Raw genomic sequence first — 20,751 nt, 5'->3', positions numbered from 1 at the left:
GCGACATGCGATTATTTATTAAAAATGCAACCAGAATGAAAAGGGAATAACAGTATATTGTTAAATGGATTAACAAGCCCCGCCGACAAAAAATAATCCCGGAAACAGGTTCCGGGATGGATAGCGGTAGCGCGAGCGTTTAACGGCGGTTGCCAAAAATACGCAGCAGCATCAGAAACAGGTTGATAAAGTCCAGATACAGCGTCAATGCGCCAAGAATGGAGTATTTACGCAGCATACTGCCGTCGCGGGTATCGATCTGCTCACCGATATTTTTCAGCTTCTGGGTATCCCAGGCGGTCAGGCCGACAAAAATTACCACCCCGATGTAGGTCACCGCCCACATCAGCGCTTCGCTCTTCAGCCAGAAGTTAACCAGCGAGGCGAGGATAATACCAATCAGGCCCATAAACAGCATGTTGCCCAGCCCGCTGAGATCGCGTTTAGTGGTGTATCCGTACAGGCTCATGATGCCGAACATCCCGGCGGTCACCACAAAGGTGCTGGCGATGGAAGAATAAGTGTAGACGATGAAAATGCTCGACAGGGTCAGGCCGGTGAGCGCCGAATAGAGCATAAACAGCGTCGTCGCCATGCCCGCACTCAGCTTGTGTACCAGCCCGGCGAGCACAAACACCAGCGCCAGCTGCGCGATGATCAGGCCAAAAAAGGTGATTTGGCTTGAGAAGACAAACATCATCACGGCGGGGGTATTGGCGGAATACCAGGCCACAAAAGCGGTGAGCAGCAGGCCGCAGGTCATCCAGCCGTAAACCTGCGCCATGTAGGTTTGCAGGCCGCTGCGGGACTGCTGGACGATGGAATCGGACTTTGGAAATCGCTCCATGAGAAACTCCTTATAAGGTGAATACTCATGTAAGCCTACTACATCCTGAAAAACTCGTCTTACCAACGCTGCGCGGCTTGCTTATCGCTGTCCCGCGCGTCAACCCAGCGTTCGCCTTCCGGGGTCGCTTCCCGTTTCCAGAACGGCGCGCGGGTTTTCAGATAATCCATAATAAATTGCCCGGCTTCAAAGGCGCTGCTGCGATGGGCGCTGGTGACGCCGACAAAGACAATTTCATCGCCCGGCCACAGTTCACCGATGCGGTGGATCACCGTAATGCGGCCCAGTGGCCAGCGGGCGCGGGCTTCAGCAACGATTTCCGCCAGCGCTTTTTCCGTCATCCCCGGGTAGTGCTCCAGCGTCAGCGCCTTCACGCTGTCGCCGAGATTATGATTGCGCACTTTGCCAGTGAAGGTGACGACCGCGCCGTCTTCATCGCGCTCCGCCAGCCACGGGTATTCATCGCCCACGCGAAACGGGGCGTGACCGACGCAAATTCGGGTTTCAGCCATTTCAGCCTCCGGTAACCGGTGGAAAGAACGCAACTTCATCGCCATCATTAACCGGATGATCGAAGGCCACCAGCGTCTGGTTGACGGCGGCGAGCAGTTTGCCCTCCTCCAGCGCCAGCGCCCAGCGGTCGCCTCTGGCGGCGAGGTGCTGACGCAGGTTTTCCACGCTGGTGAATTCCGCTGCCAGAGTCAGGCGGTCGCTGCCCACCAGTTCGCGCACCTGGGCGAAAAATAAAACGTTAATCATGAGCGTCCACCGTAAAGTCACCCGATTTGCCGCCGCTTTTTGCCAGCAGGCGTACCGGGCCAATCACCATATCTTTTTGCACTGCTTTGCACATGTCATAGATGGTCAGCGCCGCCACCGACGCGGCGGTCAACGCTTCCATTTCCACGCCGGTTTTCCCGGTCAGGCGGCAGCGCGTTTCAATGCGCACGCGGCTGTGCTCCGGCTGCGCCTGGAGGTTAACTTCCACTTTGCTGAGCATTAAAGGATGACACAGCGGGATGAGATCCCAGGTTCGCTTGGCGGCCTGAATACCGGCGATGCGGGCGGTGGCGAAGACGTCACCTTTATGGTGGCTACCGTCAACGATCATTTTCAGCGTTTCCGGCAGCATGGTGACGAAGGCTTCCGCGCGCGCCTCGCGCACGGTTTCCGCTTTCGCCGACACATCCACCATATGCGCTTCACCGGCGGCGTTGATGTGGGTGAGTTGTGACATAACTTATTTCTTCAAATGGGGATGAAAATTACACGGGCGCGTGCGGGCATCAAGCTGCGGGGCGATAATGTTTTCCCACGCCGTGCGGCAGGCTTTGGTTGAGCCGGGCATGGCGAAAATCAGCGTGTTATTGGCGATGCCCGCCACCGCGCGCGATTGCAGCGTGGAGGTGCCGATCTCTTCAAACGACAACATGCGGAACACTTCACCAAAACCTTCGATTTCGCGGTCAAACAGCGGCAGCAGCGCTTCGGGAACCTGATCGCCTTCAGTAAAGCCGGTGCCGCCGTTAATTAAAACTACCTGCACTTCTTCGTGGGCGATCCACGCCGAAACCTGGGCGCGGATGGCGTAGCGATTTTCTTTGACGATGGCTTTATCCACCACCCGATGCCCCGCCTCGCTCGCGGAATCGCGCAGGAAATGGCCGGAGGTGTCATCCTCTTCGCCACGACGGCTGGACACGGTAAGAATGGCGATCTGCGCCGGGATAAATTCTGCACTGACCTGACTCATGTGACTTCTCCTTGCGGGCGGTTAACCGCCAATATAAGAAAGGTTCTGCGTGATGCCCGTATTTCCCTGATGCAGGAAATGGGTCTGCTTCTTATGGGCCAGCGCCGCCGCGATCCGCGACTCCAGCGCGGCCTGCTGCTGGTCATCTTCCAGCAGATCGCGCAGTTCAACGCCGCCGTCACCGAACAGGCACAGATGCAGTTTGCCGGTGGACGACACGCGCAGGCGGTTGCAACTGGCGCAAAAATCTTTTTCATACGGCATGATCAGGCCGATTTCGCCTTCGTAGTCCGGGTGGCAAAACACCTGCGCCGGGCCGTCGCTGCGCTGGCGAAGCTGGTGGATCCAGCCGCGCCGGAGTAGCTCATCGCGCAGCACCATGCCGGAAATGTGATGTTTGCGAAACAGATCGCTGCCCTCCCCTGTTTCCATCAGTTCAATAAACCGTAACTGAATGCGGCGCGGTTTGATCCACGCGAGGAAGGTGTCGAGTTGATGATGATTAACGTCGCGCATCAGGACGGTATTGACCTTCACGCGCGCAAAACCGGCGGCGAAGGCGGCGTCGATGCCGTCCATCACCTGGCGGAATTTATCCTGGCCGGTGATGGCATGAAACTGGCGGGCGTCGAGGCTGTCCACGCTGACGTTAATGTTGGTCAGGCCCGCGTCGCGCCACTGCGCGACGTCCCGCGCCATCCGGTAGCCGTTGGTGGTGACTGCAATCTGGCGGATTGCGCGGTTCTCGCGCACGGTGGCGATGATATCGGTGAAATCGCGGCGCAATGAAGGCTCGCCGCCAGTGAGGCGCACTTTCTCGGTTCCCAGCGCGGTAAACGCGCGGGTCACCCGCCGCACTTCATCGGTGGTCAAAAAACCTTTGTTGTTAACGCCGCTGGGCCGGTAGCCGTCAGGCAGACAGTAGGTGCAACGAAAGTTACACACATCGGTGATCGACAAACGCAGATAGTAAAACCTGCGGGCGAACGCATCGGTAAGTTGTGAGGCCATGTACACCTTTCCAGTTCGGGAGGCACAGTCATTTCTTCCTGTACCCTGGTGGCTTATGCCACGGCCGAAGCGCCATATCGTGTGACTTAGGCGCAGGGGCTAGAGTGATTATGCCGATAGTAGCGCGTCAGCGGCGTTTTCGCCAGACGCATAACGCTATATAAACCTGTATATAGCGTCACGATCGTGTCATTTCACTACAGGATACGGGTATTTCACGCTTTTGCATTGATATGCATCAGTTCATCGCATCTGCCCCATCGTCTTTCAGGCGCAGTTACGCTACTGTAGCGCTGGATAAATCATTAAGGGAAAGTTATGCGAAATCGCACGTTTGCGGATCTGGACAGAGTGGTGGCGCTGGGCGGCGGACACGGTCTGGGGCGCGTGATGTCTTCACTGTCATCGCTCGGCTCACGGCTGACCGGGATTGTCACTACTACCGATAACGGCGGTTCTACCGGACGCATTCGCCGCGCCGAGGGCGGCATTGCGTGGGGCGATATGCGTAACTGTCTTAATCAACTGATCACTGAGCCCAGCGTGGCCTCCGCGATGTTTGAGTACCGTTTCGGCGGCAATGGCGAACTTTCCGGCCATAATCTCGGCAATCTGATGTTAAAAGCCCTCGACCATCTGAGCGTGCGCCCGCTGGAGGCGATAAATCTTATTCGCAATCTGCTGAAGGTCGATGCGCTGCTGATCCCGATGTCGGAAGTGCCGGTCGATCTCATGGCGCTGGATAACGACGGTCATGAAGTGTATGGCGAAGTGAATATCGATCAGCTTCGGCAACCGCCTGCAGAACTGCTGCTTTCGCCTGCGGTGCCCGCCACCCGCGAGGCGGTGCAGGCAATTGGCGAAGCGGATTTGATCCTCATCGGTCCCGGCAGTTTTTACACCAGCCTGCTGCCGATCCTGCTGCTTTCCGATATCACCCAGGCGCTACGGCGCACGCCTGCGCCGATGATTTACATCGGCAATCTGGGGCGCGAAGTCAGCCTTCCGGCGGCGGAGCTACAGGTGATCGATAAACTCACCCTGATGGAGCAATATATCGGTAAGCGGGTGATCGATGCGGTAGTCATTGGGCCGGAAACCGACACCCACGGGCTTCACGATCGGGTGGTGATCCAGCAGCCGCTGGAGGCCAGCGATATCCCCTATCTCCATGACCGTGGCCTGCTGCGCAAGGCGCTGGAGCAGGCGGTGCAGGCGCTGGGTTGAGATTTTCCTGCGGCCTGAAATCTTAAGGTTGTCTTAATTATTCCCTGCGAGGATGGCGTTCTCTTTTCTGCTGGGATCGCATCATGCGGGCATTCACTCTGCGCAGGCCGACGCTCGGACTGCTGACTTATCTGAGCCTTTTTGCACTCTATATCGCACTGTTTTTAAATCTCGCATTCTGGCAGCAGGCGTACCGGCTGCTGCCGGTGCACTCCCTGCATTCGGCGCTGGTGTATCTCTCCATGCCGGTTGTGCTCTTTTGTGCGCTGCTGATTATCCTGACGCTAACCTCGTTTGTGCGCCTGCATCGCCTGGCGGTCAGCCTTTTTGTCTTGCTCAGCGCGGCGGCACAATATTTTATCGTTAACTTCTCGATTGTGATCGACCGGGGGATGATCGATAACATCCTCGATACCACTCCGGCGGAGAGTTTTGCCCTGCTCTCGTCGCGGCTGGTGCTCACCCTGCTGACTTCCGGCGTGCTGATGGTGGTCATTGCCTGGTGGGTGAAAATCCGCTATCCCACCACCCGGATGCGCGGGGCGCTGGTGCGTATCATCACCCTGACGCTCTCGATGCTGGCGATCCTGCTGGTCGCGCTGCTTTTCTACAAAGATTACGCCTCTCTGTTTCGCAATAATAAACAGCTGGTGAAATCGCTGAATCCGTCGAACAGTCTTGTCGCCAGCTGGTCGTGGTACATCCATAACCGGCTGGATAACCTGCCGCTGGTGAAAATCGGTGAAGACGCGCAGCAGGATCGCAAAATGCAGGGCGGAAGAAAAAACCTGACCATCGTGATCGTCGGCGAAACCTCGCGGGCAGCGAATTTCTCCCTCGGCGATTATCCGCGTGAAACCAATCCCCGGCTGAAGCAGGATGGCGTGATTTACTATCCGCAGACCACCTCCTGCGGCACCGCCACCGCCGTCTCGGTTCCCTGTATGTTTTCCGGGATGCCGCGCCAGCATTATGACGCGCAGCTGGCGCATCACCAGGAAGGGCTGCTGGATGTGCTCCAGCGAGCCGGAATAAAGGTGCTGTGGAACGAAAACGACGGCGGCTGCAAAGGCGCGTGTACGCGGGTGCCGACCCAGGATATGACCAACCGCAAGCTGCCGGGCCAGTGCATTGACGGCGAGTGCTACGATGAGGTGCTGTTCGACGATTTAGAAAAAGACATTGACCATTTGCAGGGCGACGGCGTGATTGTCCTGCATACCATCGGCAGCCACGGGCCGACCTACTGGCACCGCTATCCGCCGCAGTTCCGCCAATTTACCCCGACCTGCGATACCAACGAAATTCAAGGCTGTAGCCAGCAGCAGCTGGTCAATACTTATGACAATACGATCCTGTACGTCGATTATATTGTCGATAAGGCGATAAAACTGCTGCAAACTAAGCAGGATAAATTCACCACCAGTCTGGTTTATTTATCCGATCACGGTGAATCGCTGGGGGAAAACGGTGTCTATTTACATGGGCTACCCTGGTCCATTGCCCCGCAAGAGCAGACGCACATTCCGATGCTGATCTGGCTGTCAGAGGATTATCAGAAACGCTACGGCATCGACAAAACCTGTCTGCAAAAAAATGCGGCAACGTTGCCCTACTCGCAGGATAATCTTTTCCACACGCTGCTGGGGATGACCGGCGTGAATACCCAGGTTTATCAACGTAATGAGGATATTTTAATGCCGTGCAGAGGAGCTGACTAAGTGAAAATATTAGTTGTCGAGGATGATGCTTTATTATTGCAGGGGCTGCTCCTCGCAATGCAAAACGAGGGATATGTTTGCGATGGCGTTGCAACCGCCCGCGATGCAAAACTCTGTTTGTCCAGCGCCCATTACAGTCTGGTGGTGCTGGATTTAGGCTTGCCCGATCAGGACGGCTTACAGTTGCTGGCGAATCTGCGCCGGGAGAAATTTACCCAGCCGGTGCTGATCCTCACCGCCCGCGATACCGTCGGCGACCGCATCGCCGGGCTGGACACCGGCGCGGATGATTATCTGATCAAACCCTTTGCCCTGGATGAACTGAACGCCCGCATTCGCGCCCTGCTGCGCCGTCATCATAATCAGGGTGACAGCGAACTGACGCTTGGAAATCTGACGGTTAACGTCACGCGGCGTCAGGTATGGCTCGACGGGCAACTGCTGGATCTGACACCGAAAGAGTATGCGCTTCTCTCCAGGCTAATGCTGAAGGCCGGAAGCCCGGTGCACCGTGAGATCCTGTTTAACGATATTTATAACTGGGACAACGAGCCTTCCACCAATACGCTGGAGGTGCACATCCATAATTTACGCGAAAAGATCGGTAAAACGCGCATTCGCACGGTGCGCGGTTTCGGCTACATGATGCCGGAGCAGGATAAGCAATGATGCGATTGTGGCCCAGAAAGTCCACCATGCGCAGCCAGCTTCTGCTGACCATTGGCGCGGTGCTGGTAGTGTGTCAGGTTTTCAGCGTGTTCTGGCTCTGGCATGAGAGCAAAGAACAGATCGAACTGCTGGTCGAGAGCGCGGTTCATAATCTCAATAACCATAAGCACGTTGAACATGAGATCCACGAGGCGGTCGCCAGCCTGCTGGTGCCGAGCCTTCTGATTATCGGCATGGCGCTGTTGATTTGCTTTCACGCGGTGAAAAAGATCACCCGCCCGCTGGAAGAACTTCAGCGCGAACTGGATACGCGCACGCCGGATAATCTCCAGCCGATTGCCATCAGCGATTCGGTCAGCGAAGTGGAGGCCGTGACCTCCGCCATCAATCAACTGGTTTCCCGCCTGAACGTCACCATCGAGCGCGAACGCCTGTTTACCGCCGACGTGGCCCACGAACTGCGCACCCCGCTTGCCGGTTTGCGCCTGCATCTGGAGCTGATTGGCCGCGCGGGCACCGCCAACGTGGAGCCGCTGCTGCAACGTCTGGATCAGATGACCACCAGCATTGCCCAGTTGTTGCAACTCGCCCGCGTCGGACAGTCGTTCTCCGCAGGCAGCTATCAGCAAGTGGCGCTGTATACGGACGTGGTGCTGCCGTTGCAGGGTGAACTGGAAAGTATGCTGGCGCAGCGTCAACAGCGGCTACAGCTGCCCGCTGAGAATAACGCTGCGGTGCTCGGTGATGCCACGCTGCTGGGAGTGCTGCTGCGCAATCTGGTGGAAAACGCTTACCGTTACAGCCCGGTGGGGTCGGTGATTAGCGTGAGTATTGAGCCCGGCCCGGAGCCGGTGCTAATAGTGGAAGATGAAGGGCCGGGGATCGACGAGTCGAAAGGCGGAGAGCTGAGTAAAGCGTTTGTGCGCATGGACAGCCGTTACGGCGGCATCGGGCTGGGGCTGAGCATCGTGACCCGTATCGCCCAGCTTCACGACGCGCAGTTCTTTTTGCACAACCGACAGCCGGGGCCAGGCGCACGCGCGTGGGTCAAATTCCGGGGTCTGCGCGACATTAAAAAGGCCGGATAGCGTTTCGCTATTCCGGCCTGGTATTGACTAACGCGGCGTCAGGAAGCAGCAATAAACAGATCGCGCAGCTGATGCAGTTGGTCGCGCACCTGGGCCGCTTCTTCAAACTCCAGATTCTGCGCGTGCTGCATCATTTTCCCTTCCAGCTCGTGGATTTTCTGCTGCAACGCTTTCGGCGTCAGCGTCAGTTCGCTGGCGTCATCCTGCACCGGATGACGTGACTTGCCGCGACCTTTGGCTTTCGTTTTGGCGATGTTTTCGCCCAGCGCCAGAATATCGACCACTTTCTTGTTCAGACCCTGCGGCACAATACCATGCTCGAGGTTGTACTGATGCTGCTTCTCGCGGCGGCGCTCGGTTTCGCTAATCGCTTTTTCCATCGACGGGGTGATTTTATCCCCGTAAAGGATCGCCTTGCCGTTAATGTTACGCGCGGCACGGCCGATGGTCTGGATCAGCGAGCGCTCTGAACGCAGGAAGCCTTCTTTGTCGGCATCAAGGATGGCGACCAGCGACACTTCCGGCATATCCAGCCCTTCTCGCAGCAGGTTGATACCCACCAGCACGTCAAACTCACCGAGGCGCAGGTCGCGGATGATTTCCATACGCTCCACCGTGTCGATGTCCGAGTGCAGATAGCGCACCCGCTCGCCGTGCTCTTCCAGATATTCGGTTAAATCTTCCGCCATCCGCTTGGTCAGAGTCGTCACCAGCACGCGCTCGTTGATGGTGACGCGCTTGCGGATTTCCGACAGCAAATCGTCCACCTGGGTGGCGACCGGACGCACTTCGATAATCGGGTCCAGCAGGCCGGTCGGACGGACCACCTGATCGACCACTTCATCACCGGATTTCTCCAGTTCGTACTTGCCGGGGGTCGCGGAAACGTAAATGGTTTGCGGAGCCAGCGCTTCGAATTCTTCAAATTTCATTGGGCGGTTATCCAGCGCCGACGGCAGTCGGAAACCGTACTCAACGAGGGTTTCTTTACGCGCGCGGTCGCCGCGATACATGCCGCCAATTTGCGGGATGGTGACGTGCGATTCATCGACCACCAGCAGGCCGTCAGCGGGCAAATAGTCAAACAGCGTCGGCGGCGCTTCACCCTGCCCGCGCCCGGACAGATAGCGCGAATAGTTTTCGATGCCGGAGCAGTAGCCCAGCTCGTTCATCATTTCGAGGTCAAACTGGGTGCGCTGGGTCAGCCGCTGCTCCTCCAGCAGTTTGTTATTGGCCATCAGCGTTTTGCGCCGGTCGGCCAGCTCCACTTTGATGTCTTCCATCGCCTGCAGAATGCGCTCGCGCGGGGTAACGTAGTGGGTTTTCGGGTACACGGTGAAACGCTGAATGGTCGATTCAATATGCCCGGTCAGCGGATCGAAAAGCGACAGACGCTCGACCTCTTCGTCAAAAAGCTCAACGCGCAGCGCCATGTCATCGGATTCCGCCGGGAAGATGTCGATCACTTCACCGCGCACGCGGAAGGTGCCGCGCTGGAATGCCTGATCGTTGCGGGCGTACTGCAACTCTGCCAACCGACGCAGAATATCGCGCTGGTTGATAATCATGCCGATGGTCAGGTGCAGCATCATTTTTAAATAGAGATCGGGGTCGCCAAGGCCGTAAATCGCCGAGACCGACGCCACCACCACCACGTCCCGCCGCTCCAGCAGCGCTTTGGTGGCGGACAGACGCATTTGCTCGATGTGTTCGTTGACCGAGGCGTCTTTCTCAATAAAGGTGTCTGAACTGGGGACGTAGGCTTCCGGCTGATAATAATCGTAGTACGAGACGAAATACTCTACCGCGTTATCCGGGAAGAACTCTTTCATCTCGCCGTACAACTGCGCCGCCAGGGTTTTGTTCGGTGCCAGCACCATTGTTGGGCGCTGGAGATCGGCGATCACGTTCGCCACGGTAAACGTCTTCCCTGAGCCCGTTACGCCAAGAAGCGTCTGATGGGCCAGGCCATCTTCAAGACCTTCTTTCAGACGACGAATCGCCTCCGGCTGATCGCCAGACGGACGGAATGCGGAATTCAGTTTGAACGGTTTACTCATTAAATGGCTACCTGAAAGGAAGAAGCGAGCAGGAGGATAATTTTACCTGTGGTTGACGATTTTGCCAACAATTAATACTGGACAAAAAACCAGTAAACGGTAAAAGTGATTCCGTTGCGCCCGGGAACAACAGCAAAAGCGTAGCGTCCGATGAGGAAAATGCCAGTCGGAACGGGTTATCCCCAGAAAATTTCAATTTTTAACTTTTGTCAAGTAACGTCATGACGCTTTTGTGGCAGCAGATGACACTTTTCTTGCAAATATTGATTTTATATAACCTGTTGATATCAGATGATATATCAGAAAAGATGCGTTTGCCGTCAATTCAGGCGCAAGCCGCGTATTCTCTCGTTTGCCACACGTTTTCTCACTCTCATACACAAGGTTATCCACAGGAATAGTGGATAACTATCTCCAGCCCTTAGCCGCCGCTATCTGGCGAAAATCGCCGACGCCGCAAAATGGCCCCTGTAAAAAATATTTATCACTATTTTTTGACGTTAATCATCTTAAGACGGCGGTGACAGCGCGGGCTACATGCACCACTATTATCGGGCGCTGGCACCGACAAAGTGCATAGCGATGCTTCGCTTCGCTAACATTTTTCCCCTTTTCCTCGGCGGTTTCCGAAATAAGCCTCTTTTTGCGCACGCATGCCGGAAATGGCAAGCCTTTTGCAACATACCTGCTGAAATAGTGGATTGTCGAACTGCACGTGCTGAATTGAGGAGAAACCGATGTTGAGTCTACGCGCTGTAAATCAGTTTTACGGAAGTCAGCATACGCTGTGGAATATCACGCTCGATCTACAGCCGGGGCAATGTACCAGCGTCATTGGGCTGCCGGGGATGGGCAAAACCACCCTGATTAACTGTATTACCGGGTATTTGCCCATCGAGAGCGGCAGTATCGTCTGGCAGGACGCGGATGCCTTGCCCTGCGATCTGCTGCCGGTGTCGGTGCCGCACCGCACCGCGCTTGGGATCAGCCATGTGCCGCAGGATAAGCGCATTTTTTCGCAGTTGACGGTGGAGGAAAACCTGCATATTGCCCGCGCCTCTCGTCAGGACGGCGGCGCGGTAAACGGGGAGATCTACGAGCTGTTCCCGGAACTGCGCACGCTGCGTCAGAGCAAAGCGGCTACCCTGTCAGACGATAACCAGTATCAGCTGGCGCTGGCGCGCGCGCTGGTGACCCGCCCGCGCCTGCTGATCCTTGACGAACCGACGCGCGGCGTGGGGCAGGCATTTTTACTCCGGCTGGGCGAGTTTATTCTGCGCCTGAAACGCGAGCTGGGGCTGACGATCCTGCTGGCAGAGCAGCATCTGTCATTCATCCATCAGGTTTCCGACCGCTTTCTGCTGCTGCATCAGGGGCGCAACGTCGCTCAGGGACAGGTTAATCAACTTGACCAGCGCCTGCTGGCGCAGTGGATGACGCCGGGTGCAGGACACTGAGGTCGAGATACTGACCGGGATCGCACTCCTCTGGCGTCGTCTTAAGCCAGGGGATTTCGCCGAGCAGCGGCGCGGGCAACACGCGTTGCAGGGTGGCGAGATACTCCTGATGACGTTTACCCGGCGGGGTTACGTCGTTGGCGATCCAGCCTGCCAGCGTCAGTCCCGCCTGCTGCACGGCGAGCGCGGTCAGCATCGCGTGGTTGATACAGCCCAGCTTAACGCCCACGACCAGGATCACCGGCAGTTGTTCTGCCGTCACCCAGTCGGCGAAGGTCAGCGTCGGCGACAGCGGCGTAAACCAGCCTCCGGCACCTTCCACCAGCAGCCACTCCGCCTGCGCTTCCAGCGCCCGCAAGCCTGCTGACAGCGCCCCGGCGGTGATGGGACGCCCTTCATCGGCGCTGACGATATGCGGCGAGGTCGGCTCTGCGAAAGTGAAAGGGTTAACCTGCGGATAGCGTAGCGCCAGCGTGCTGTAGCGCTGTAAGGCCAGCGCGTCACTGTTGCGCAGCCCGTCCGCCGTCATTTCGCTGCCGGAGGCCACCGGTTTATAGCCTGCGGTCTTCAGCCCCTGACGGGCGGCGGCCTGTAACAGCGCGCAGCTGGCAACGGTTTTGCCCACTTCGGTGTCGGTCCCGGTGATAAAAAAACGTTTAGTCACGTGCAATAATTCCCGTAAAAAGATGATACGTCAGCGGATACGCGCCCTGCTGCTGCGGCCATGCCAGCTGTAGCTGGCGCAACTGGCTGCGGGTCAGCGGACGACGCTCCCGGCCCTGATGCAGGTGCGTCGCCCCGGTCCCTTTCAGAGAGCGCATGGCGCTTAGCGCATCGGCGAAGGTCAGGCTAATCGACTGCTGATGGCTGCGATAGCGCCAGCCCGCCAGCGCCTCGTGGATGGCCTCCACCGACATAAAACGGTTGACGTGCGGGTGCGCATCGACCGCCCGCCACGCCTGCGCCACTTCCGGCAGCGATCCGGCGATCAGGGTGGTGAACGCCACCGTCCCGCCGGGGCGCACCACCCGGCAGAGTTGCCCGATGGCCTGACGTAAATCGTCGCACCACTGCACCGCCAGATTACTCCACGCCAGGTCGAAGCTCGCCGCGTCCAGCGGCAGAGATTCAATATCCGCCAGCACGTACTGGTGCGCGACCTGCTGGCGCTGCGCTTCCGCCAGCATCTGCGCCGAGAGATCCAGCGCGGTGACCTGGCTGCCGCGCGTCTGCCAGTAACGGCTCATCGCCCCCGGCCCGCATCCGGCGTCCAGCACCCTGGCAAATTCGCGTTCAGGGAGCGCGGTCAGCAGCGCCCGGGCGCTCTGGCGCTGTAGTTCATCATGCTGAAGATACACCGATGCCGCGCGACCAAACGCCGCGGCAACCGCCTGTTTATCGACCGATGGCATCCAGCACCTCCAGCAGACGGGCGATGTCTTCCGTTTCGTGCGCTGCGGTCAGGGTTAAGCGCAGCCGGGCGGTGCCTTCCGGCACCGTTGGCGGGCGGATGGCCGTCACCCAGCATCCCTGCCTGCGCAGGGCATCCGCCATGTTCAGCGCACGGGCGTTGTCGCCCACAATCAGCGGCTGAATGGCGCTGGCGGAATCGGTCAGGCGAGCCTCTAATGCCGCCGCGCCGCGCCGAAACGCGGTGATGTGCTGACGGAGTTTTTCGCGCCGCTGCTGGCCGTCATCGCTCTGGATCACCGAAAGCGCGGCACCCAGCGCCACCGCCTGCGCGGGCGGCATACTGGTGCTGTAAATCAGATGGCGGGCAAACTGAATCAGGTAGTCCGCGACAGGCTCGCTGCACAGCACCGCCGCGCCGCTGACCCCGAAGCCTTTGCCGAAGGTGACGACCAGCAGTTCCGGCTGCACCTGCTGCGCGTGGCAGCTTCCGCGCCCGCCGTCGCCGGTGACGCCCACGCCGTGCGCGTCGTCCACCATCAGCCAGCTCCCTGCCGCCCGCGCCGCCGCGCTAAGCTCTTTTAGCGGCGCGCTGTCGCCGTCCATGCTGAAAACGCCTTCGGTCACCACCAGCTGCTGTCCGTCCACCGGTTTTGCCAGCAGAGTTTGCAGGTGCTGCGGATCGTTGTGCGTGAAGCGGCGAAGCTGCGCCGGGCTGAGGCTGGCGGCTTCCAGCAGCGAGGCATGGCTCAGGCGGTCGGCGAGAATGCGATCCTCTTTTCCTGCCAGCGCCGCGATAACGGCCTGATTAGCGGCAAAGCCGGAGATAAACAGCAGCGCGCGCGGGTAGCCCAGCCAGTGTGCCAGCGCCTCTTCCAGCGTCTGATGGGCGGTCGTGTAGCCGCTGACGTGACCGGAGCCGCCGCTGCCGACGCCGTAGCGCTCCGCGCCCTGCTGCCACGCGCGCACAACGCGCGGGTGCTGGCTTAAGCCGAGATAATCGTTACTGGAGAAATTCACAAAACGACGCCCGTCGGTTTCCAGCCAGCGTCCCGCCCCCTGTGTGACCGTCTGACGCTGGCGCAGGGCACAGGCGGCGCGACGTTGTTCTAAAGCGTTATCAATGCGTTGCTGCCAGTTCATACCGCCGCCGCGTTGTAGTACGCATCGGTGTCCGGCGTTTTCAGTACCTGTTCGAGGCGCTGCTGCTGTTCGTTGTCACCTTCATGCACCGTGGTCTGCTGCGGATTCAGCCCCAGCTTGCGGAACAGTTGTAAATCTTTATCTTCTTCCGGGTTCGGCGTGGTCAGCAGTTTGCAGCCGTAAAACACTGAGTTGGCCCCGGCCATAAAACACATTGCCTGGGTCTGTTCGTTCATCTGCTCGCGCCCGGCGGAGAGGCGAACGTATGACGTCGGCATCATGATGCGGGCGACCGCAATAGTGCGAATAAAATCAAAAGCATCGACGTCTTCGTTGTCTGCCAGCGGCGTGCCTTTAACCTTCACCAGCATGTTGATCGGCACGCTTTCCGGCGGCGTGGGCAGATTCGCCAGCTGCAACAGCAGTCCGGCGCGATCTTTCACCGTTTCGCCCAGCCCGACGATGCCGCCGGAGCACACTTTGATCCCGGCGTCGCGGACTTTATCCAGCGTATCCAGCCGCTCCTGGTAGGTGCGGGTGGTGATGATATTGCCGTAAAATTCCGGCGAGGTGTCGAGGTTATGGTTGTAATAATCCAGTCCCGCCGACGCCAGGCGCCGGGCCTGCGTTTCATCCAGCGTGCCGAGGGTCATGCAGGCTTCCAGCCCCATGGCTTTTACACCCTGCACCATTTGCTCAAGGTAGGGCATATCGCGCTCGTGCGGGTTTTTCCACGCGGCACCCATACAAAAACGGGTCGATCCAGCCAGTTTCGCTTTGCGCGCGGATTCCAGCACCTGCTCAACTTCCATCAGGCGCTCGGTTGCCAGACCGGTTTTGTAACGCGAGCTTTGCGGGCAGTATTTGCAGTCTTCCGGGCAGGCACCGGTTTTAATCGACAGCAGCGTACTGACCTGCACCTGCTGAGGATCGAAATGCTGACGGTGGATTTGCTGCGCCTCGAACAGCAGATCCAGCAGCGGTTTTTGAAAAAGTTCGGTGACTTGCGACATTGTCCAGCGCGGGTGGTGAGCCATGGGGCCTCTCCAAAGGGTTTAGTTAATTCGTGGTTCGGTTTATACTCGTAAACCTAAAGCTTTTCAAAATGGTTTACAAGTCGATTATGACCCAGGACGATCTCGCCTTCGATAAACGCCATATCTGGCATCCCTATACCTCAATGACCTCTCCCCTGCCGGTGTATCCGGTGGTCAGCGCCCAGGGCTGCGAGTTGCAGCTTGCCAGCGGAGAGCATCTGGTGGACGGCATGTCGTCATGGTGGGCGGCGATTCACGGCTATAATCACCCGCGCCTGAATGCGGCGATGACCGCGCAAATCGATCGGATGTCGCACGTCATGTTTGGCGGCATTACTCATCCCTCCGCCGTGGCACTGTGCCGTAAGCTGGTGGAGATGACGCCGGAGGCGCTGGAGTGCGTATTTCTGGCCGATTCCGGCTCGGTGGCGGTTGAAGTGGCGATGAAAATGGCGTTGCAGTACTGGCAGGCCAAAGGCGAGCCGCGCCAGCGCTTTCTCACCTTCCGCAATGGCTATCACGGCGATACATTTGGCGCGATGTCGGTATGCGACCCGGAAAACTCCATGCACAGCCTGTGGCAGGGCTATCTGCCGCAGCATCTGTTTGCGCCCGCGCCGCAGTGTCGTTTTGACGGCGAATGGGACGAGCACGATATGATCCCCTTTGCCCGCCTGATGGCGGCGCATCGCCAGCAGATCGCCGCGGTGATTCTCGAGCCTGTGGTGCAGGGCGCAGGCGGAATGCGCATGTATCACCCACAGTGGCTGAAGCGCATCCGTAAAATGTGCGACCGCGAAGGCATCCTGCTGATTGCCGATGAAATTGCCACCGGCTTTGGGCGTACCGGCAAGCTGTTCGCCTGTGAACATGCGGGAATTACCGCCGATATTCTGTGCCTCGGCAAAGCGCTGACCGGCGGCACGATGACGCTTTCTGCTGCGCTGACCACCCGCACGGTGGCGGAAACGATCAGCAACGGCGAAGCGGGCTGCTTTATGCACGGCCCGACGTTTATGGGCAATCCGCTGGCCTGCGCGGTGGCGAGCGAAAGTCTGGCGCTGCTGGCGGAAAACCACTGGCAGGCGCAGGTTTCAGCCATTGAAGAGCAACTGAAGGCCGAACTGGCACCGGCGCGCGACGCGGCGCTGGTCGCCGACGTGCGCGTGCTTGGCGCGATCGGCGTGGTAGAAACGACCCGCCCGGTCAATATGGCAGCGCTCCAGCGCTTTTTTGTCGATCGCAACGTGTGGATCCGTCCTTTCGGCAAGCTGATCTACCTGATGCCGCCCTACATCATCCACCCGGAGCAGTTGTCGCGCCTGACGCGGGCGGTCAATCTTGCGGTGCAGGATGAAACGCTTTTTAGCGCGTAAGACGCGGTGCTACACTTCTTAATTAGCGAGTGAGCAACCTTAAGGAGCAGTGATGAAGTTACTCAGCAAAGATTTTCAGGACGGCGATAAACTGCACAACCGCCATGTCTTTAACGGCATGGGCTATGAAGGGGATAACATTTCTCCGCATCTGGCGTGGGACGACGTCCCGGCGGGAACGAAGAGTTTTGTCGTCACCTGCTACGATCCCGATGCGCCGACCGGTTCCGGCTGGTGGCACTGGGTGGTCGCCAACCTGCCCGCCGACACCCGCGTGCTGCCGCAGGGTTCCGGCTCTGCTTTGCTTCCTCTGCCGGAGGGCGCAATTCAGACCCGCACCGACTTTGGCAAGACCGGCTACGACGGCGCGGCACCGCCCAAGGGGGAAAGCCATCGCTATATCTTTACGGTTCACGCGCTCAATGTGGATCGCATTGAGGTAGATGAAGGTGCCAGCGGTGCCATGGTCGGTTTCAACGTTCATTTCCACACCCTCGGCAGCGCGTCAATCACCGCGTACTACATCTGAGATGAAAAATAGCGTGGCTGGCGACTGGCTGGATTTTCACCGCGAAAAGGAAAGCGGGATTGACAGCGTCAGCGCGCATTTCACCGGACACGCCTACGATCCTCACGACCACGACGAAATTCTGGTCGGCGTCACCTGGCAGGGAGTGCAGCGCTTTCGCTGTCATCGCACGGTACATACCAGCACCCCGGGGCGCGCAATTTTAATTGAGCCGGGCGCGGTGCATGACGGCCATGCCCCGGAGCCGGGCGGATTTACCTATTCGATGCTGTATCTGCCGCAGCCGTGGGTTTCAGCGCAGCTTGCCCGGCGCGGGCAGGATGATATTTCGCTGATCGAAGCGGCGTTCTGCCACACCCTCACCGACGATCCCCTGTTAATGCACGCTATTCAGCAGACCTTTTTTGCCTTCCATCATGATGAAGGCCGACTGGCGCGGGATCAGAGTACTGACCGCCTGCTGACCATGCTGATGAGCCATATCAAAGAGAAACCGCCGTCGCTTAAGGACGATCCGCTGTGCCAGATGCAGCGCGTGCGCGAGATCCTCCATGAGCGGATGGCCGATGACATCGGTCTTGATGAGTTATCGCGTCTGGCGGGCATTGACCGTTTTCGCCTCAGCCGCCAGTTCAGTAAGGCGTTCGGCCAGACGCCGCACGCCTATCTGGTCAGGCTGCGGCTGCGTAGCGCGCGGGCGCTGCTTAGTCACGGCGTGGAGCCGGTGCAGGTCGCGTTACAGGTGGGTTTTGCCGACCAAAGCCATCTTGGGCGCTGGTTCCAGCGTGCTTACCGGATGTCACCCGCCGCTTTTCAGCAGCAGTGCACAAACGTTCTATCCCGCTAAACCGCATTCTCCGATGATGGGTCTTTACCGTGCAGATGGAGAAAAGAGACGCATGTTCGACAGCAAAATTGCCTTTGTAGTACGAGACGATCTGGAAAGCTGGCAGCGGCTAAACGTCGTCGCCTTCCTTGCCACCGGTATTGTCGCCGCCGCGCCTGACGTGCTGGGCGAGACCTATATCGACGCCCATCATCGCCCCTATTCCCGCATATCCGCCCAGCCGATGCTGATTTTCGCAGGCGATCTGGCCGCCCTCCAGCGTACCCATCGCAAGGGGCTTGAGCGGGAATTAATCCTTGTGCCTTACGTACAGGCGATGTTCGCTACCGGCAATGATGCAGATAACCGCGCGGTGTTCCTGGAAGAAGACGCCGACGCGATGAATCTGGTGGGAATCGCCCTGCGCGGCCCGAAAAAAGCGGTCGATAAAGTGATTAAAGGGCTGTCATTACATCCCTGATTTTTGCCCCGCCGACGCCCCGCGTTCGGTGGGATTTTCCGACCCAAAATCATCAGATTGTAAATCAACACCTTTCGTCGTGACTTTTTAGTAATTTGGCTTCCCGTTTCGCTCAACTTAGTATAAAACAGCAGGCTTTAAAGGACCCTTTAACATTTACCAGCCTGGAGTTCCCCTTGAACACATTTTCGGTTTCCCGCCTGTCTCTGGCACTGCTTCTGGGCGCGACGCTGACCGCATGCAGCTCAACGCCGGCCGATGAACAACCGTCTGCACAAATCGCGCCTGGCACCGCTGCACGCCCGGTGCTCACCGCCAGCGAAGCAGAGAATTTTGACGCTGCGCATTATTTCCTGTCGATGACGCCGAACACCGCGCCGTGGAAGCCGTCGGCGATTAATATTCCTGCTAAACCTGATTTTGTGGTCGGACCCGCAGGGACCGCAGGCGTGACCCATACCACCATTCAGGCCGCCGTTGATGCCGCTATCACCCGCCACACCAGCAGCCGCCAGTACATTGCTATTATGCCGGGTGAGTACCAGGGCACCGTTTACATTCCGATTGCGCCTGGCAGCCTGACGCTGTACGGCACGGGCGAGAAAGCCGCCGACGTTAAAATCAGCGAAGCCATCGATTCTGAAATCGATCCGGTCAGCTGGCGTCGTCTGGTTAACCCGGCAGGCAAATATATGCCCGGCAAACCCGGCTGGTACATGTTTGATAAATGCCAGAGCAAACGCGCGGCAACGGTCGGCCTGATGTGCTCTGCCGTATTCTGGTCACAGAGCAATGGTCTGCAATTGCAGAATCTGACCATTGCCAACAATCTCGGCGACAGCGTCGATGCTGGCACTCATCAGGCAGTGGCCCTGCGCAGCGACGGCGACCAGGTACAGATCAATAACGTCAACATTCTGGGCCGCCAGAACACCTTCTTTGTCACCAACAGCAGCATTCAGAACACCCTGCAAAATGACCGTCAGACCCGCACGCTGGTGACGAACAGCTACATTGAAGGCGATGTCGATCTGGTTTCCGGTCGCGGCTCGGTGGTCTTCGACAATACCGATTTCCACGTCGTTAACTCCCGCACCCAGCAAGAAGGCTACGTCTTTGCGCCAGCGACGTTATCGAATATTTATTTCGGTTTCCTCGCCACCAACAGCCGCTTTACCGCCGCCGGTGACAACGTGGCGCAGCTTGGCCGCTCGCTGGATATCGACAGCAACGTTAACGGGCAGGTGGTGATCCGCGACAGCGTGATTAACCAGGGCTTTAACGTGGAAAAACCGTGGGCCGACAGCGCCGTCTCTAAACGCGCGTTTAACGGCAACACCGGCAGCCAGAACGAAAAAGGTGAGATCCAGCGCGACCTGAACGATGCGCAGTTTAACCGCATGTGGGAGTTCAACAACCGGGGCGTTGGCAGCCAGGTCGTTGCACCGAACAAATAATCGGTTTCAGGCAGCAAACAGTGAAAACCTCGCCACGGCGAGGTTTTTTTTCGGACGTTCTCGTGGATATTATGCGTTTTTCCGCTACCTGCTACGGCCTGAATCACCTGTCGTTTTACCGTGATTTTACCGTTGATGGTCAGGATGTCTCCACCCGGGTACTGGCAAACACGGCGTTGTTTAAAGAAACAGAAATGAAATTGTTCGACGAAGGGACGATTTCGCTTTCAGACAATGAGTTACCCAACGAATATCTTTATTTTTATTTAAATAATAAAGATATTCAGGCATTAATGATCCACCCGCTGATTAATGATTACGCTATTGCGACAAAAATCCTCGTCGAATTACAGGCCGCGAAGCAAAAGGATTTTATCCAGGCCCAGGATTTATTTAAACAATCAGAAAATGTGCTGAAGGAAAGTCAATTCTTTACGGAGTATGGGCCATTGCTACAACTGCCCTTTACCTGTGGGCCGTTATCCGTTTATTGTGCAATAACCATTAATTATCATCACACACAGCGAATTAATGCCCCCCTCTGTACCCTGTTATTAGTGCGGTGATGGTAACGTTAATTTTGAACAGTAAAATCATTGAAGGTAACGTCAACGTGGTTTTCCTGGATTCGCGGGGCCTGTTTGTGACAATTATTGCCT

Annotated in this window: 22 protein-coding genes and 1 riboswitch; of the genes, 11 read left to right on the top strand and 11 right to left on the bottom strand. The window is 57.7% G+C overall.

Annotated features, from left to right (window positions below; translation table 11 throughout):
• Window positions 1-139: 139 nt before the first annotated feature.
• From RT197_RS17545 to moaA, 6 genes are all read right to left on the bottom strand, one after another.
• Window positions 140-847: a Bax inhibitor-1/YccA family protein gene (locus tag RT197_RS17545; protein ID WP_312952427.1), complete on the bottom strand. Its 708-nt coding sequence runs from the start codon at window positions 845-847 to the stop codon at window positions 140-142.
• A gap of 59 nt (window positions 848-906) precedes the next feature.
• Window positions 907-1,359, bottom strand: coding sequence for a molybdopterin synthase catalytic subunit MoaE (moaE, locus tag RT197_RS17540; RefSeq protein WP_312952426.1), 453 nt, complete (start codon window positions 1,357-1,359; stop codon window positions 907-909).
• Window position 1,360: 1 nt separating this feature from the next.
• The gene (moaD, locus tag RT197_RS17535; protein ID WP_312952425.1) at window positions 1,361-1,606 is read right to left on the bottom strand and encodes a molybdopterin synthase sulfur carrier subunit; all 246 of its coding nucleotides are present in this window, start codon (window positions 1,604-1,606) and stop codon (window positions 1,361-1,363) included.
• A complete protein-coding gene (gene moaC, locus RT197_RS17530) occupies window positions 1,599-2,084 on the bottom strand; it encodes a cyclic pyranopterin monophosphate synthase MoaC (protein ID WP_312952424.1) in 486 nt (161 codons plus the stop codon). The genes moaD and moaC overlap by 8 nt, the downstream gene beginning before the upstream one ends.
• 3 nt (window positions 2,085-2,087) lie before the next feature.
• Window positions 2,088-2,600: a molybdenum cofactor biosynthesis protein B gene (moaB, locus tag RT197_RS17525; protein ID WP_312952423.1), complete on the bottom strand. Its 513-nt coding sequence runs from the start codon at window positions 2,598-2,600 to the stop codon at window positions 2,088-2,090.
• A gap of 21 nt (window positions 2,601-2,621) precedes the next feature.
• Window positions 2,622-3,611, bottom strand: coding sequence for a GTP 3',8-cyclase MoaA (moaA, locus tag RT197_RS17520; protein ID WP_312952422.1), 990 nt, complete (start codon window positions 3,609-3,611; stop codon window positions 2,622-2,624).
• Window positions 3,599-3,729: riboswitch (molybdenum cofactor riboswitch) on the bottom strand. (Overlaps the previous gene by 13 nt.)
• Window positions 3,730-3,929: 200 nt before the next feature.
• Between moaA and yvcK the strand changes: the two genes are divergently transcribed.
• The 4 genes from yvcK (at window position 3,930) to pmrB (ending at window position 8,316) form a co-directional block, all read left to right on the top strand.
• A complete protein-coding gene (gene yvcK, locus RT197_RS17515; RefSeq protein WP_312952421.1) occupies window positions 3,930-4,838 on the top strand; it encodes a uridine diphosphate-N-acetylglucosamine-binding protein YvcK in 909 nt (302 codons plus the stop codon).
• 83 nt (window positions 4,839-4,921) lie between these two features.
• Window positions 4,922-6,559, top strand: coding sequence for a phosphoethanolamine transferase EptA (gene eptA, locus RT197_RS17510; protein ID WP_312952420.1), 1,638 nt, complete (start codon window positions 4,922-4,924; stop codon window positions 6,557-6,559).
• Window positions 6,560-7,228: a two-component system response regulator PmrA gene (gene pmrA / locus RT197_RS17505; RefSeq protein WP_312952419.1), complete on the top strand. Its 669-nt coding sequence runs from the start codon at window positions 6,560-6,562 to the stop codon at window positions 7,226-7,228.
• Window positions 7,228-8,316 carry a two-component system sensor histidine kinase PmrB gene (gene pmrB, locus RT197_RS17500; protein WP_312952473.1) on the top strand — a complete coding sequence of 363 codons (1,089 nt, stop codon included), beginning with the start codon at window positions 7,228-7,230 and terminating at the stop codon, window positions 8,314-8,316. Before pmrA ends, pmrB begins: the two co-directional genes overlap by 1 nt.
• A 38-nt stretch (window positions 8,317-8,354) precedes the next feature.
• Here the strand turns inward: pmrB and uvrB are convergent, their stop codons facing one another.
• Window positions 8,355-10,376: an excinuclease ABC subunit UvrB gene (gene uvrB / locus RT197_RS17495; protein ID WP_312952418.1), complete on the bottom strand. Its 2,022-nt coding sequence runs from the start codon at window positions 10,374-10,376 to the stop codon at window positions 8,355-8,357.
• 737 nt (window positions 10,377-11,113) lie between these two features.
• On the opposite strand from uvrB, the gene RT197_RS17490 reads away from it, so the two are divergent.
• The gene (locus RT197_RS17490; protein ID WP_312952417.1) at window positions 11,114-11,833 is read left to right on the top strand and encodes an ABC transporter ATP-binding protein; all 720 of its coding nucleotides are present in this window, start codon (window positions 11,114-11,116) and stop codon (window positions 11,831-11,833) included.
• On the opposite strand, the gene bioD is transcribed toward RT197_RS17490, so the two are convergent.
• The 4 genes from bioD to bioB are packed head-to-tail and all read right to left on the bottom strand — an operon-like array spanning window position 11,775 to window position 15,423.
• The gene (gene bioD, locus RT197_RS17485) at window positions 11,775-12,497 is read right to left on the bottom strand and encodes a dethiobiotin synthase (protein ID WP_312952416.1); all 723 of its coding nucleotides are present in this window, start codon (window positions 12,495-12,497) and stop codon (window positions 11,775-11,777) included. The two genes, RT197_RS17490 and bioD, sit on opposite strands and share 59 nt — an antisense overlap.
• The gene (gene bioC / locus RT197_RS17480; RefSeq protein ID WP_312952415.1) at window positions 12,490-13,245 is read right to left on the bottom strand and encodes a malonyl-ACP O-methyltransferase BioC; all 756 of its coding nucleotides are present in this window, start codon (window positions 13,243-13,245) and stop codon (window positions 12,490-12,492) included. The genes bioD and bioC overlap by 8 nt, the downstream gene beginning before the upstream one ends.
• A complete protein-coding gene (bioF, locus tag RT197_RS17475; RefSeq protein ID WP_312952414.1) occupies window positions 13,229-14,386 on the bottom strand; it encodes an 8-amino-7-oxononanoate synthase in 1,158 nt (385 codons plus the stop codon). Before bioF ends, bioC begins: the two co-directional genes overlap by 17 nt.
• Window positions 14,383-15,423 (bottom strand): biotin synthase BioB, encoded by a 1,041-nt coding sequence (gene bioB, locus RT197_RS17470; RefSeq protein ID WP_312952413.1) that lies wholly within the window; start codon window positions 15,421-15,423, stop codon window positions 14,383-14,385. Before bioB ends, bioF begins: the two co-directional genes overlap by 4 nt.
• 86 nt (window positions 15,424-15,509) lie before the next feature.
• Between bioB and bioA the strand changes: the two genes are divergently transcribed.
• The 6 genes from bioA (at window position 15,510) to RT197_RS17440 (ending at window position 20,658) form a co-directional block, all read left to right on the top strand.
• Entirely contained in the window at window positions 15,510-16,799 is a 1,290-nt protein-coding gene (gene bioA / locus RT197_RS17465; RefSeq protein WP_312952472.1) for an adenosylmethionine--8-amino-7-oxononanoate transaminase, read from the top strand.
• Window positions 16,800-16,851: 52 nt separating this feature from the next.
• Entirely contained in the window at window positions 16,852-17,328 is a 477-nt protein-coding gene (locus RT197_RS17460) for a kinase inhibitor (protein ID WP_312952412.1), read from the top strand.
• Between the two features lies 1 nt (window position 17,329).
• Window positions 17,330-18,175, top strand: coding sequence for an AraC family transcriptional regulator (locus RT197_RS17455; protein WP_312952411.1), 846 nt, complete (start codon window positions 17,330-17,332; stop codon window positions 18,173-18,175).
• A gap of 52 nt (window positions 18,176-18,227) precedes the next feature.
• Window positions 18,228-18,635 carry a DUF2000 family protein gene (locus tag RT197_RS17450; RefSeq protein ID WP_312952410.1) on the top strand — a complete coding sequence of 136 codons (408 nt, stop codon included), beginning with the start codon at window positions 18,228-18,230 and terminating at the stop codon, window positions 18,633-18,635.
• 176 nt (window positions 18,636-18,811) lie between these two features.
• Entirely contained in the window at window positions 18,812-20,092 is a 1,281-nt protein-coding gene (locus tag RT197_RS17445; RefSeq protein ID WP_312952409.1) for a putative acyl-CoA thioester hydrolase, read from the top strand.
• Between the two features lie 20 nt (window positions 20,093-20,112).
• Complete coding sequence (locus tag RT197_RS17440) at window positions 20,113-20,658, top strand: hypothetical protein (protein WP_312952408.1); 546 nt, start codon at window positions 20,113-20,115, stop codon at window positions 20,656-20,658.
• The last annotated feature ends 93 nt before the right edge of the window (window positions 20,659-20,751 follow it).

Origin of the sequence: Superficieibacter sp. (assembly GCF_032071645.1) — a bacterium.
GTDB lineage: Bacteria > Pseudomonadota > Gammaproteobacteria > Enterobacterales > Enterobacteriaceae > Superficieibacter.
Note: the sequence above shows the minus strand (reverse complement) of the source record. Positions and strands in the feature narration are given on the sequence as shown.

Excerpts from the sequence above, each read along its gene's own strand:
- RT197_RS17545 (WP_312952427.1), bottom strand. The coding sequence starts at position 847 with ATGGAGCGATTTCCAAAGTCCGATTCCATCGTCCAGCAGTCCCGCAGC.
- moaE (WP_312952426.1), bottom strand. The coding sequence starts at position 1,359 with ATGGCTGAAACCCGAATTTGCGTCGGTCACGCCCCGTTTCGCGTGGGC.
- moaD (WP_312952425.1), bottom strand. The coding sequence starts at position 1,606 with ATGATTAACGTTTTATTTTTCGCCCAGGTGCGCGAACTGGTGGGCAGC.
- moaC (WP_312952424.1), bottom strand. The coding sequence starts at position 2,084 with ATGTCACAACTCACCCACATCAACGCCGCCGGTGAAGCGCATATGGTG.
- moaB (WP_312952423.1), bottom strand. The coding sequence starts at position 2,600 with ATGAGTCAGGTCAGTGCAGAATTTATCCCGGCGCAGATCGCCATTCTT.
- moaA (WP_312952422.1), bottom strand. The coding sequence starts at position 3,611 with ATGGCCTCACAACTTACCGATGCGTTCGCCCGCAGGTTTTACTATCTG.
- yvcK (WP_312952421.1), top strand. The coding sequence starts at position 3,930 with ATGCGAAATCGCACGTTTGCGGATCTGGACAGAGTGGTGGCGCTGGGC.
- eptA (WP_312952420.1), top strand. The coding sequence starts at position 4,922 with ATGCGGGCATTCACTCTGCGCAGGCCGACGCTCGGACTGCTGACTTAT.
- pmrB (WP_312952473.1), top strand. The coding sequence starts at position 7,228 with ATGCGATTGTGGCCCAGAAAGTCCACCATGCGCAGCCAGCTTCTGCTG.
- uvrB (WP_312952418.1), bottom strand. The coding sequence starts at position 10,376 with ATGAGTAAACCGTTCAAACTGAATTCCGCATTCCGTCCGTCTGGCGAT.
- RT197_RS17490 (WP_312952417.1), top strand. The coding sequence starts at position 11,114 with ATGTTGAGTCTACGCGCTGTAAATCAGTTTTACGGAAGTCAGCATACG.
- bioC (WP_312952415.1), bottom strand. The coding sequence starts at position 13,245 with ATGCCATCGGTCGATAAACAGGCGGTTGCCGCGGCGTTTGGTCGCGCG.
- bioF (WP_312952414.1), bottom strand. The coding sequence starts at position 14,386 with ATGAACTGGCAGCAACGCATTGATAACGCTTTAGAACAACGTCGCGCC.
- bioB (WP_312952413.1), bottom strand. The coding sequence starts at position 15,423 with ATGGCTCACCACCCGCGCTGGACAATGTCGCAAGTCACCGAACTTTTT.
- bioA (WP_312952472.1), top strand. The coding sequence starts at position 15,510 with ATGACCCAGGACGATCTCGCCTTCGATAAACGCCATATCTGGCATCCC.
- RT197_RS17460 (WP_312952412.1), top strand. The coding sequence starts at position 16,852 with ATGAAGTTACTCAGCAAAGATTTTCAGGACGGCGATAAACTGCACAAC.
- RT197_RS17455 (WP_312952411.1), top strand. The coding sequence starts at position 17,330 with ATGAAAAATAGCGTGGCTGGCGACTGGCTGGATTTTCACCGCGAAAAG.
- RT197_RS17450 (WP_312952410.1), top strand. The coding sequence starts at position 18,228 with ATGTTCGACAGCAAAATTGCCTTTGTAGTACGAGACGATCTGGAAAGC.